We start from the raw sequence: 13,282 nt of genomic DNA, 5'->3' as shown, positions 1-13,282 counted from the left end.
AATTACGAGACTTGAGAATGCGAAAATTTTGCGCCGCTCAATTCCAAAATGGTTTCGAGGTTCCGGTTTGATATCAAGATTAAAAAAAGACCTTCGTATGAAGGTCTTTTTTATGAGTGCTTAAGTTCGGAATTATTTCCGATATTTGCGCCATAGGTATGTGCCGGCGCCGCTCACGAGAAATACGAGCGCGAGTTCTGGTCCGGATTTCGGCAAATCTTCCGGCGCAGTACTAGGCTCGACTTCGCCTGATGCGTTGAATTTTTGACCAACTAAATCTTCGACTGGAGCGCTGATTTCCGTGATGCTTTCTGTTGTCTCCAGTGTGGGTATCGCAGTTATTTCTGATTGCGTCGTAATACTGGCGAGCGGATCAACCGCAGGGATCGGTTCAATAACGGCAGGTGGTGTCGGCTCGACTATCGCAGGTGTTGGTTCGACAGCCACCGGTTGCTCTGAGAGTGTCGTGACTGAAACTTCCTCGGAATAATTAAAACTACCAAGACGCGATCCGGTCGAGTCATCGGCAGCTACGGCGATATAATACTTAGTTTCCGGAGTAAGCCCTGTAAGTAGGTATTTCGTCACATTATCGAGCAAGATACTTTTTTCGTAAGTGGCACCATCAGTATTGATACTAGTCGTCCCGTAATAAAGCGTGTATTGATTGGCTCCCGCGACCGAATCCCATGCTAATTGGATGCCACCCACTACCGGCGTCGCCACTACATTTTCGACATCGGGCAGATATTCACCTGAGGCGAAAACGGATGAAACACCCAAAATTGCGACAATGAACGCTGTTAGGGCTGAAAAGATTTTTGTGTTTTTCATTTTTTAAGTTTTTAAATCTCCTAAGTTTAGCAGAAATCGACCCAAAATTCAAGGATGTGTGAACCGATTTGGATAGGCATTGGTCGTTAAGTCATTGAGTCATTTGGTTCGGAAGGTCATGGGTCATGGGTTCGGAAGGTCATTGTGTCATGGGTTCGGAGGGTCATTAAGTCGCTAAGTCTTTAAGTTATAAGGATTAAGAAATAAGGAGTAAGTTGTCCCGAAGTTAACCCACTATTTCCAGTCGCAATAAAAACCGTGGTACTGCCCCAGTTAACCCGCCAGATATCTGGTGGGTTAACGGAAGGAAATGCTGGTGCAAAGTAGTGGGTTACTTGAACTTACAGAAGGCTACAAATTTTTAAATTTTTACAATTTTTAATTTTATAAATAAATCCTAAATCCAAATTTCTAAAAATTAGAAATTGAAATTTATTTAAAAATTACAAAATTAAGAATTAAAAATTACCCCACAGAGACTTGAAAATTCAAAAATTTTTCACAGCTCAAGCCTGGAATTAATTTTGAAATTTGGGCGTAGCTATCGTTGGTGATTTCTCCGAGCATTATTTCAGAGCAAGTTTTTCAGCGGCTTGTGTAGAATAACTTCGCTTTCATGAATTCTACTTCGACCAAAAATCGCCCTGCACGCTTCGTCGAAGTTGATTTTTTGCGTGGGGTGGCAGTGCTGCTGATGATTGTCTTCCATTTGATTTTTGATCTCAATTATCTAGATCTAGTTAAATTCACGCTCGATTCATTTTTTTGGATTGCGTTTGAGCGGATTACGGCTACGGTTTTCATCTTCTTGGTGGGCGTCTCGTTGCAATTGTCTTATCTTAGACATCAGCAAGCAGGGGAACTTATTTCTTTTTACAAAAGAAATGTAGTGCGGGCGATATCGCTGATTTTTTTCGCTCTGCTAATCACCTTGGTCACTCGGCTTTATAGTCCCGGGAGTTATATTTTTTTCGGAGTTTTGCACTTCATCGCAGTGGCGATTCTGCTGGCCTTGCCGCTGGTGCGTTACCATTTTGCCAATCTGATTCTGGGGCTGATTTGCCTCATTCTGGGAATTTCCTTGCCGCTTTTTTTGAGCGAAGCAATTTTGAATTACTGCAGCCTAATTTTTTGGAATGAAAATCTAAATACCTTGGACTACTTTCCGCTACTACCTTGGTTTGGTTTTGTCTTGCTGGGAATTTTCTTTGCCAAGCTGGCTTACAAAAATTTCAAGCGCCAATTCAGTTTCGATTTCACCTGGCTGCAGGATAATAAAATCGGTGCTTGCGGGGCGTTGCTCGGGCGCAATTCGCTCTGGATTTATCTTTTGCATCAGCCTGTGATTGTCGGTGTGCTGATGGTTCTGAGTAAAAAATGAATTCTTCAGCTCGATTTCAAAGCAAACCCTGAAGGGCTTATGTAAAATAGCTGTGTTTTAGCTCACCCCAATGCCCACCCTGAATTTGCAAAGACTTTGGTTCCAGTTTTTTAAACCAAAAATTCTGCTCGGCATTGCTGCCGTGATTTTGGTGGCGCTCGGATTGGCTCTATTTTTGCGGCAAAGTCCCACTCCACAATTCAGCTTCGACCAAAATCAAAAAGTCGCCGCTGGTTCGGACTTGCGTTTCGGTTTGCCTTTCGCGATGGATCGCCGAAGCGTCGAAGAAAATTTAACTATTCCTGTTGGGCTCGCGGGCGATTTGAAGTGGCTCGATGATCAGACGCTCGTCTTCGACCCCGCCGGCAGTCTGACTCTGCAGGCAGTTTACAAATTTGAGCTGGATCGACAGGCCTTGCGCGCTGACGGTCAGCGTCTCGGCAAAACGCTGGAATATCAATTCACAGTTTCCGGCGATCCGATTCTCGCCACGCATGCTCCCGCTGACGCGACCACAGAAATTCCCGTGGACGCGGAAATCACGCTGGTCTTCGATCGACCGATGGTGCCGCTGACCATCGTTCAAAATAAGACGAATCCTGAGAATTGGTCGGTCAAGCTTACGCCGGAAATTTCCGGTCGCTGGCGCTGGCTCGGTACGACGACGGCGAAATTCGTACCGACAGAGAAACTTCCGCCGGCAACACACTTCACCGTCTCTATTCCGACGGGACTCACGACGCTCTCGGGTGATCCGACGACGGAGGATTTTAGTTTCAGCTTCGACACGGTGCGTCCGCAGGTCGTGAGTACTAATCCGGCACCGGGCAGTCGGGAAGCTGGACCGAGCAGCAAGATTGAGCTGAATTTCAATCTGCCAATCGACCTCGCGAGTGCGGACGAAAAAATCACACTGGCGCAGAAAAAATTAAATCCCAAAAATCCGCAACTGAACTCGACAGTTCCACTCAAGATTAAAAACATCAGCTACGGCACAAAGGAAGTCGATAAAAAAATGATGACGGATGAAACGGTGCTCGTCGTCGAGCCAGCCGTGCCGCTCGCACTCGACGCGAATTACACCGTCACGGTCGCGGCTGGAATCATGAGTACGCTGGGCGGGCTCGGCAGTCCGACTGAGTATCCGGTGGATTTCGCGACGGTCGGAGCGATGGTCGTGGAAAGAGGAAGTTATTCAAGCGGTTTAATCGAGTTGCAATTTTCCAACGAACTATCCGATGTTGATTTGGCAGGCGAAATCACAATCTCCCCAAAAGTTGACGGTTGGGACGAATTAGAATTGCGTGCAGTTCAGTGGGATCCGAAACAAATAAGTTTTTATCCGCAGCTCGTGCCGAGTACGACTTACACTTTGACCGTCGATCAGTCTGTCCACGATCGCTTCGGTCAAAATTTGCCCAAGGATTACGCGCTCACTTTCAAGACCGAACCGATTCCGTCAAAAGTTTTCATTCACTCTACCGGCGATTTTGGAATTTTCGAGAGCGGCAAGGCGCCGATTTATTATCTGAATGCGGTGAATGTGAGCCGAATGGATGTCGCGCTCGCCAAACTTTCGCTGGCGGATTTTCTCGATATTCGCAATCAGCGCAGCCAGGATTATGAGTATAGTCCAAATCTGAGCCAATTTGCCGACTACCAAAAATGGAGTTTCGCACCGCCCAAAAATAAGCACGACGAGTGGGAAGCGATTCCATTCGACCTGAATGAAAAAACCGGCGAACCGCTTTCCTCCGGAATTTATGTAATGACTTTGCAGGCGCCAGAGTACAAACAAGATTGGGGCGATTATTCAGAAATCGTTAATTACCAGTATTTCGCGCTGACGAATATCGGGCTGACGCTGAAATACTCCGGCGGACAGGCACTCGTCTTCGCGATTGACCTGCAGACTGGCGCGCCACTGCCCGACACGCTGATCAAATTTAATTCGCTCGGCGGCGCAGAAGTCGTCACGGGCAAGACTGACGCGGACGGATTTTTCACAACCAAATTGGATCTCAAAAAATTCACGACGCCCTACAACGAATATCAGCCGGAATTTTGGGTGACGGCGGAACACGGCGCGGATTTCGCTTTCATCGGCAGCAATTGGAATAACGGCATCGAGCCGTGGAGTTTCGGTTTCGGTTCGGATTTCCGCGGGACGGATTTTCCGAATTACCAAATGGATTCCTACATTTACACCGAACGACCGGTCTATCGTCCGGGCGACACGGTGCATTTCAAAGGTATCGTTCGACTGCGCGATTCCGACGGCGTGCTGAATTTGCCGGGAGAAAAACGGCAGGCGCTCGTCAAAATCAACGATGCCAAAGGTAATGAGATTTACAACAAAACACTGAATCTCACGCAATTCGGCAGTTTCTCGGACGAATTACCGCTCGATTCGGCGGCGGCTTTGGGTGATTACAATCTCGTCGTGCAAACTATGCCGGATGCGGACATCGGCAATAATTACGGCAGCGCGTCATTTTCCGTGCTGGCTTACCGCAAGCCGGAGTACCGCGTCGATCTGACACCAGCCGCGACAGAATATTTCGACAAGGACCAAATCAAAGTCGGCATTGAAGGCGCCTATTATTTTGGCGCGCCGCTCGCGAATGCGCCGGTGAATTGGCGCATCAAAACCACCGATTATTTTTTCAATCAATACACGGACGATTGGTATTCTTTCGCGCTGGAAGACGCTTGGTGCTGGTGGGACTGCACGCGTTCGTCCGACTTGCTCCTCGAAGGCAGCGGTGAACTAGACGCGGACGGCAAACTCGCTCTGAGCTTCCCAGTCGATCTCGCCGACAAAAGCGTCAGCCAAGTGCTCACGCTGGAAGCGGATGTCACCGATCCGAATAATCAAATCGTCAGCAACCGCGTCTCTGTGCCCGTGCATAAATCGAGCGTCTATGTCGGAATTCGTCCGGAAGATTATTCCGTGCAGCCGGGTGAAAATGCCAGCTTAAAAATTGTCACGGTCTCGCCTGAGGGCAAAGTGCTCGCCGGACAAAAGGTGCAAATCCAACTTTTCTCCCGCGAGTGGAATTCCATCAAAAAGAAAAATGTGGACGGCAGCTACTACTACGACAACGCAGCCAAAGATACTTTCGTCAGCGAGACGAGCGTCGCGACCGACGCGGATGGCAAGGCAATCGCCAAAATCAAGATTCCAAATGGCGGGCAGTTCGTCGCGGTCGCGAGCACGGCGGATAGCAAAGGTCGCGCAGCGAAAGCCAGTACGAGTATCTACGCCTGGTCTGACACTTATGTGAATTGGCCGCACGAAAATAACGACCGCATCGATGTGATTGCAGACAAGCCGGAATACGCCGTCGGTGACACGGCGAAATTACTCGTCAAATCGCCGTACCAGGGCGCGAATGTCAAAGCGCTCATCACCGTCGAGCGCGAGAATATCATTCGCAAAGAAGTCGTCACAATCACAAGCAATGCGCAGTCGATTGAAATTCCGATTACCAAAGACTTGATTCCGAATGCCTTCGTCTCAGTCGTCATCATCAAACCGCGCGCGGGCGAAACTTTCAATGAAAACGGACTCGACACGGGCGCACCCGCTTTCAAAATTGGCTACGCTAAATTGCTCGTCGAAACCAAACCGAAAGAACTGCAGCTCACGCTCAAGACCGACAAACAAAAATACGGTCCGGGCGAAACTGTCCGCGTGACATTGCAGGCGACTGACGCCGCTGGCAAACCGATTGAAACTGAACTCTCGCTCGGCACGGTCGATATGAGTGTGCTTGCGCTCACTGGATTCGAGCTGCCGGATTTGGTCAAGAATTTTTACGCGCAGCGCGGACTCGGTGTCATGACGAGCGAACTGCTAACCTACCTAATCGAACGCTTCAAACCGGGCTCGAAAGGCGGTGGCGGCGCGGATGTCAATGCGGACAAGCGCGGGGATTTCCAGGATACGGCTTACTGGAATCCGCGCATCGTCACTGACCAAAGTGGTGTCGCGCAGATTGACTTCAAATTGCCCGACAATTTGACGACTTGGAAATTGCTCGCAATTGGCAGCACGCGCACGAGTGAATTCGGTGCGGTGGCGGAGGAGATCGTCGAAACCAAAAAGGTCATCGTGCGCTCCGTGCGTCCGCGCTTCGCGGTGGTCGGAGACGAAATCGAGCTCGGTGCCATCGTCCATAATTTCCTGGACCAAGACGCTGAATTCGCGGTGAGTCTGACTGGCGCGGGCTTCGAGTCGCGTGGCGCGACTGCCCAAAAAATCAAAGTGGCCGCGGGCGGTCAAAGCAAAATTAATTTCCCCATCACCGTCAGTCGCACTGACAAGCTGACGCTGGATTTCAAGGCGACGACGGCTGAAGGACGCGATGAAATCGAAGAGAGTATTCCAGTCTATATTTTCGGCACGCCGCAATCAGTGGCAACTTCTGGCTACACTGAAGACAGCGCGACGGAGACTCTGTCCGCGCCGACTGCGGACGAAGCGAGTTCGGGCAATTTGGATATCAGTGTTTCGCCGACGCTCGCGACTTATTTGCCGGGCGGCCTCGACTACCTCGTGCAATTTCCCTACGGCTGCGCCGAGCAAACCGTCTCGAGCTTCTTGCCGAATATCGCGGTGGCACAATTACAAGGCTTCGAAGCTTTCAAAATCACGACTGATGCTGAGCTCGAAAATAACATTACGAGTGGTTTGCAGAAATTGTATTCATTCCAACGCGGTGATGGCGGCTTCGGCTACTGGGCGGGGAGCACTGAAAGTTATCCTTATCTCACGGCTTACATTGTTTTCGCTTTGAACCAAACGCAAAAAGCGAACTACGCTGTCGATGCCGAAGTGCTGAATCGCGCGCACCGCTATCTCACGGGTGTATTGCGCAATCAAAATCTGAAACAGCCAATCGATTTGGCTGTGCGCGCTTACATTCTTTTCGTCTTGGCGGAAGGCGGCAGCACGGACATCAGCTTGCTGAATAATCTTTACGAGCAACGCAAAAATTTGCCGCTCTTCAGTCAGGCGCAGCTCACGATGGCTTTGCAAAAATATGGTTCGGAGGAAAGCTTGAAAAAAGCGCGCGCCTTACTCGATGGCATCTTGGCAAATGTGAAGACCGAAGCGCGCGGGGCGAGCTTCGTCGAAGCGACGGAAGATCTTTACCGTCCGCTCATGAATACCGACACACGCACGACGGCGACGGTTTTACAGGCGCTCGTACGCCTCGATTCTGAGAATGCTTTGATTCCGCGCATCGTCCGCTACTTGCTCGCGGTGCGCGAAGACGGACACTGGGACACGACCCAATCCACGACGGTGTCGATTCTGACACTGGTCGAATTCCTCAAAAATACGGGCGAGCTCAGCGCGAATATGACGAGCGGTGTCAGCGTAAATGGCAAACAAATTTTGACGAATCAATTCAACCAGAAAAACATTCTGACGCGCGGTGAAGTCGAGATTGCGCTCAATAATTTGAAGCAAGGTAAAGACAATGAAATCAAGATTGGCAAGACGGGCACGGGTCGACTTTATTACGATGTGCTGTTTTCTTACTTTTACACTGCGGATGATTTACCACCGGCTGAGGAAGGTTTCGGTATCGTGCGTGAACTTTTACCTTTGAAGTCAGGCGAATTCGACTCCGCGCTCACCGAGGCGCAACTCGGCGAGACTTACAAAGTGAAGCTCACAATCACAGTTCCGGCTGACCGCCACTTCGTCGCCATCGAGAGTCCGCTCCCAGCGGGTATGGAATCCATCGACACGAATTTGCTGACGAGTCAGCAGACTTTGCTCGAAGGCGCAATCAACGCTGACAGCTGCCAAGACTACTGGAGCTACGAATGCTGGCAAAATAATCTCTGGCACTTCAATCACCGCGAGTTGCGCGATGATCAGGTCTTCTTGTTCGCCGATGATTTGCCGGCGGGAGTTTACGAATACGAGTACTTAGTGCGTGCGACGACACCGGGTAAATTCCGCTTGCGTCCGGCGCGTGCCTACGAAATGTATTTCCCGGAAACTTTCGGTCAGACTGATGGAACTTGGTTTGAAGTCAAAGAATGAAACTCAAGAAAAGTTGGTTCGTTCTCGGAATAGCGCTGACCTTGCTGGTGGCGCTATTCTGCTGGCCGCTACCCGGCAATCTGACGAATCCAGCCCTGCGTGAACCGACGCAGATTCTCGCTCGTGATGGTCAGCTGCTTTATTCCCTGCGCAGTGCTGATTATGGCGCGCAGGACAAAATCGCGCTGCCGGATATTCCACCGACAATTGTCGCCGCACTGCTCGCGACAGAAGACCGCGATTTTTACAGTCATCCGGGCATAAGTCTGCGTGGGATTCTGCGCGCGGCGTATTTGAATTTCCAAGCGGGACGCATCGTCGCGGGCGGCAGCACTCTTACGCAGCAGCTCGTGCGCAATCGTCTGCAGCCGGAGCACCGTGGTTATTGTTACAAAATTCAAGAAGCTTATTTCGCGCTGCGCCTGGAGCGACAGCTGAGCAAGTCCGAAATTTTAGAAAGTTATCTCAATACGGCTTACTTCGGTCATCAGGCTTACGGCATCAGCGCAGCGGCGCAAATTTATCTCGGCAAGCAAGTCGGCGAACTCAGTCTGGCAGAATCAGCTTTACTGATTGGACTGCTGCAGTCGCCGGTGAATCTCGATCCATTCGTGAATCCTGAGGCGGCCCAAGCGCGGCAACAAACTGTACTCACGGCTCTACGCGAGACGGACAAAATTTCTGCCGACGAATTCACCAGTGCCACTGCTGAACCGCTCAGACTCGCCGCCGACAAAATTAAAATGCACGCACCGCATTTCATCGCTTGGCTGCAGCAAAATTACGCTGAGGAATTGCAAGCTGGCGTTAAAATTGAAACGACGCTTGACCTCGAGCTCCAAAGCGAAATCGAGTTGATCGTCACAAACGAACTTGCGAAATTAGCCGACAAAAATGTCACGGACGCGGCAGTGGTCGTGCTCGATGCACACACGGGTGAATTACTCGCGCTGCTTGGTTCGGCGGATTATTGGGACACGGAAAACAATGGTCAAGTGAATGTCGCGGTCGCGCCTCGCCAACCCGGTTCCGCGCTCAAGCCTTTCACTTACGCGCTCGCGCTCGCGGCAGGGGAGACGGCAGCCACGACCGTCGCTGACATCGAGACGCAATTCTTCACGCAGGAAGGCAATCCCTACATTCCGCGCAATTACGATTACGGTTACCACGGACTGGTGCGCTACCGCGAGGCACTCGCGAATTCCTACAACATCGCCGCAGTCAAAGTCCTCGAAAAAGTCGGCGTCGAAAAATTATTAAACTTGCTGAGAGCTGCCGGCATCACGACGCTCAAACAAGAGCCGGAATTTTACGGTCTAGCACTGACGCTCGGCGACGGCGAAGTCCGCCTGCTGGAATTGGCGCAGGCGTATGGCATCTTCGCGCGCGGCGGTGTGACTCTGCCGCTGCAAGTTTTTCAGACCGCACCCGCTCAGTCCGGCACGCCAATTCTCGATGCGCGCGTCGCTTGGCTCATCACCGACATGCTCGCGGATCAAAACGCGCGCCTGCCCGAATTCGGCGAAAATTCGCCACTCTCTTTCGATTTCCCGGTCGCTGCCAAGACAGGCACGACGCGCAATTCGCGCGACAATTGGACGCTCGGCTTCACACCCGACCGCATTGTCGGAGTCTGGGTCGGCAATGCGGACAATTCTCCCATGCGCGGAACTTCCGGTGTCACGGGCGCAGGTCCGATTTTTCACGAAGTCATGCTCGCGGCGACGCGCGGCCTGCCGCCGCACAATTTCGCGCGACCAGCCGGAATCATTCCGACGACGATTTGCCGTCTGTCCGGGAAATTACCGACGGAGTATTGTCCGCAGACAATTCTGGAATCTTTCAGCGCCGGCACCGAACCCCGAGTTCCGGATGACATTTTTCAGCCAGTCGTGCTTGACCAGCGCAACGGACTGCTCGGCAAGGGTTGTCCGGCAGAAACGACTGAGACGAAAGTGTTCGCGATTTTTCCGCTCGAATTACAGAAGTGGGCGCGTGAAAACGGCTGGACAGAACCGCCGCGCCTGCATTCACCACTCTGCCAGGCTCCGGCATCCACTGCCACCGAGCCAAGTCTCACGATTACTAAACCAAATATCCACGACAGTTTTGAGCTGGACCCGCTCGTGCCCGACACTGACGAAAAAATTATTTTCGAAGCGCGCGCAGCGGCAGATGTCAGCAGTGTGGAGTGGTTCATTGACGGCGCTTCCATTGGTACCGCTCTAGCACCCGACTACCGCACCGAATGGCAGCCCAAAGTCGGTCAGCACACGGCGACTGCGCGTTCGGGCGAGCTCTCCAGTCAGGTCAAATTCGAGGTTCTGGAGTGATCCGCAGCGAGCAAACCAGCACTTGGACGACCTCAGATGCTGAATAATCCGTTTTTTTGGCTTACGCAAGCAGAATAACCGCCTAAATCAGATTTATGGCTTTCGTAAGCGAATTAATCGCCAAAAACAGCACTCGGCTGCACTCAAGTGCAGGTTTTGAGTGCTGATTGGGAGCTAAGCAAACGCTATTTCTCGAAATGAGCTACTTCTTGAAAAGCTTCTCAAGCTTGATTTTGAGAACCAAGAAAAGATAAATAATTTCGAGAATGCCGAGCGTATTGACCACCAGCAGAATCACGAACCACCACGGTTGACCTTTTCTGCCGGCGTGCCAGAGCGCGAGTCCTTTCCAAAAAAGACTCCACAGCACCAGGGGGATTATGAACGGCCAAAGAGCATGCAGACATTCTGGAGAGCCACCAGGTCCGCCCAATTCCATACATCTATTCATGAGTGCGAAGGTTAAAAGTGCAAATGAATTTTACCACGAGCTATTATTTAAATTCACTTCGCTTCTCGCAGGTAGAGCTTGTCGTCGTCGACTATTCAGAGCAGAGTCTTTTGCATTACAGCCCGCAAACCTCCGTCATCGACGGGCAGTCTTGAGCCGTCTCCATGCAGTCGATTTTTTCTCCAGTCCAGTTTTGGCACTCAGCCATACATGATTCGTAGCCTTGATCAAATAAAGCCTGATTAGCATTCGGAACCAAGCTGAGGCATTGCTTGTTGTAATTGTTGCATGCTGCTTCGCAGCTATTGGATTCTTCTTTAGGTGAATTGCATTGAGACATTCTTTCTTTTATCTTGTCGCAATCCGGTTGCTCTTTGACTTCGTCCAAGACCGCAACACCACAAACGCTGCATCCATTTTTACATTCTTCGCAGGTAATAGCTTCTAGGCACATTTCGCAGACCGCTTCGCATTTTGACTCACAATCGTTTTTCGGTTCAGTATTTTTTGTGCAAGAGCTAAGCAGCAGGACTAAGCCCAACACGCTTAACGGCAATAATATCTTTTTCATAGATTTTTGATTAAAAGCTATTGGTTGGGGTGGAGGCCTGCCTGCCGGCAGACAGGGATTCGAAGCTAGCTCGGAGTTTGGTTGAACAGGTGAGTCTAGTGTCACAACCCTGCAGGGATTTTAGAGGCATTCTTCCGAAGTCGCCAGAAGGCAGGTGAGTCGCCTAGAAAAATGAGACAAATGAGACACTAAAAAGTGATTTTAATTCTAACTTAAAAGTGAGCATCATTTCGCTTTAAATAAGCAAAAAATCACTTTTTATCGTCCAGTTTTTCAATTCTTTCCTGCAATGCGAAAAAGCTACCTTATTATTTTCCATCGCCTCGCTGAAAGCGACTGCTTTTAAGATTGTACGGCGACGTTCCTTGGGGCTTAGATTTTTGTAGTAGCGCATAATTATTTCAAAGGCAGTAAATCAAAACTACCATCGGCTAAATCTTCGGCAATCAGCGCAAGATTTTTTGCTAAAACAGCAGCGAAAGCTTTATCTTTAGGAGTGATATTTTTACCGACAGCATCCTTTTTCAGCCTGACTACAACAGGAATAATGTATCCCTCTTTTAGCTTAACGAGAAAAACCGCCCTTCCTGCTGCTTGTTTGCTGGTTAGATAAACTTTGATGAGTTTGGAATTTACCGAAGCACCCGAAATTGGAATACCGAGACCGTCTTTAATTTTTTTGGCTGCTTTTACAATCGATGAAATTGGGAAAAATTCACCGATGGGTTCTAATTCATAAAAAACAATAGAATGAGGTAAAAGTAACATTAATTATTTTTTAGCGAGTTTTTTTGCGACAGCCTTTTGAGCCAGTTCACCCAATTCATCAACCTTTTGCTGCAAATCGGCTGGAAGCTCAATCATTTGAGGCTTACCGATAATGACGCTATCATCAGATTTGAGAAAAACCCTCAAGGCATTATTCAAAACCAAAGAGAGCGGAATACCCATATTTTGAGCTTTTTTAGCCGCTTGATCACGGAGGTTGGTGCGGAAAGTCAGAGTTGGGGTAGGCATGTTTTTTTAATTAATACACCTCAATTTTAACTTAAAATAATCTGTAATGCAAATGTCTTACAGATAATTTTAAATAGGTAATCATATCGTCAATAATTGCTGTTTGGATTAGAAATTCACATCTGGAGTGCTGGATGGCGAGGCGAAAATTCCAAAAGTGGATGTGCGAAAGTATGCGAAGGGTGCCTGCCCTCGCGAAAGCGGGAGTTTTGCGAGAGGGGACGAAGGAAGAAAAGCGCGAGGCGATTGGATGTTTGAAGGTGGGGTTGAGGGTGAAAGAAGGGGAGATAGAGATAGGGAAATAATTTTCAGAGGTGGCAGTTATCGTGCGCGCCGCGGTAGACGCGGTGCGGGCAGGAGGTGTACGAGTAGAGGTCGGAAGCAGTGATAGGCATCGACAACAAAATTATTAACCTATTTTTGAGTAGGGATAGGCATTCCTAATTTCTTTATTAAGGTATATTCCGCGAGATGGGGCACGCATTAACTCATCATAAATAACCTGAGGAACATTTCTATATTCATACAAGGTGCCATTCAGAAACTCTATTTCTAAAGTTTCCGTATCTGAATCATAGCCAATGGCGGCTATGTTCGATGATGAGACTGGAGTTCTATCCATAATGAA

At 49.6% G+C, this 13,282-nt stretch carries 9 protein-coding genes; 3 read left to right on the top strand and 6 right to left on the bottom strand.

Annotation, left to right across the window (positions count from 1 at the left end; genetic code table 11):
* Nucleotides 1-132: 132 nt before the first annotated feature.
* Nucleotides 133-834, bottom strand: a complete 702-nt coding sequence (locus WCV72_03945) for a hypothetical protein (GenBank protein ID MFA6458509.1) — start codon at nucleotides 832-834, stop codon at nucleotides 133-135.
* Nucleotides 835-1,450: 616 nt separating this feature from the next.
* Here WCV72_03945 and WCV72_03940 point away from each other — a divergent pair.
* The 3 genes from WCV72_03940 to pbpC all read left to right on the top strand — a co-directional run bounded on the left by WCV72_03940 (nucleotide 1,451) and on the right by pbpC (nucleotide 10,615).
* Complete coding sequence (locus WCV72_03940; GenBank protein ID MFA6458508.1) at nucleotides 1,451-2,215, top strand: heparan-alpha-glucosaminide N-acetyltransferase; 765 nt, start codon at nucleotides 1,451-1,453, stop codon at nucleotides 2,213-2,215.
* Between the two features lie 70 nt (nucleotides 2,216-2,285).
* The gene (locus tag WCV72_03935; GenBank protein MFA6458507.1) at nucleotides 2,286-8,282 is read left to right on the top strand and encodes an Ig-like domain-containing protein; all 5,997 of its coding nucleotides are present in this window, start codon (nucleotides 2,286-2,288) and stop codon (nucleotides 8,280-8,282) included.
* Nucleotides 8,279-10,615 (top strand): penicillin-binding protein 1C, encoded by a 2,337-nt coding sequence (gene pbpC, locus WCV72_03930; GenBank protein ID MFA6458506.1) that lies wholly within the window; start codon nucleotides 8,279-8,281, stop codon nucleotides 10,613-10,615. Before WCV72_03935 ends, pbpC begins: the two co-directional genes overlap by 4 nt.
* Before the next feature lie 202 nt (nucleotides 10,616-10,817).
* On the opposite strand, the gene WCV72_03925 is transcribed toward pbpC, so the two are convergent.
* The 5 genes from WCV72_03925 to WCV72_03905 all read right to left on the bottom strand — a co-directional run bounded on the left by WCV72_03925 (nucleotide 10,818) and on the right by WCV72_03905 (nucleotide 13,276).
* Nucleotides 10,818-11,066, bottom strand: a complete 249-nt coding sequence (locus WCV72_03925) for a DUF5652 family protein (protein MFA6458505.1) — start codon at nucleotides 11,064-11,066, stop codon at nucleotides 10,818-10,820.
* A 115-nt stretch (nucleotides 11,067-11,181) separates the two neighbouring features.
* On the bottom strand, nucleotides 11,182-11,637 hold the full coding sequence (locus WCV72_03920; protein ID MFA6458504.1) for a hypothetical protein: 456 nt from the start codon (nucleotides 11,635-11,637) through the stop codon (nucleotides 11,182-11,184).
* A gap of 396 nt (nucleotides 11,638-12,033) precedes the next feature.
* Entirely contained in the window at nucleotides 12,034-12,405 is a 372-nt protein-coding gene (locus WCV72_03915) for a hypothetical protein (protein ID MFA6458503.1), read from the bottom strand.
* Between the two features lie 3 nt (nucleotides 12,406-12,408).
* Nucleotides 12,409-12,654: a hypothetical protein gene (locus WCV72_03910; protein ID MFA6458502.1), complete on the bottom strand. Its 246-nt coding sequence runs from the start codon at nucleotides 12,652-12,654 to the stop codon at nucleotides 12,409-12,411.
* Between the two features lie 409 nt (nucleotides 12,655-13,063).
* Nucleotides 13,064-13,276, bottom strand: coding sequence for a KTSC domain-containing protein (locus WCV72_03905; protein MFA6458501.1), 213 nt, complete (start codon nucleotides 13,274-13,276; stop codon nucleotides 13,064-13,066).
* Nucleotides 13,277-13,282: the final 6 nt, after the last annotated feature.

Source organism: Patescibacteria group bacterium, from assembly GCA_041665585.1.
GTDB lineage: Bacteria > Patescibacteriota > Gracilibacteria > JAHISY01 > JAHISY01 > JAHISY01.
This window is presented reverse-complemented; position numbering and strand designations above follow the sequence as displayed.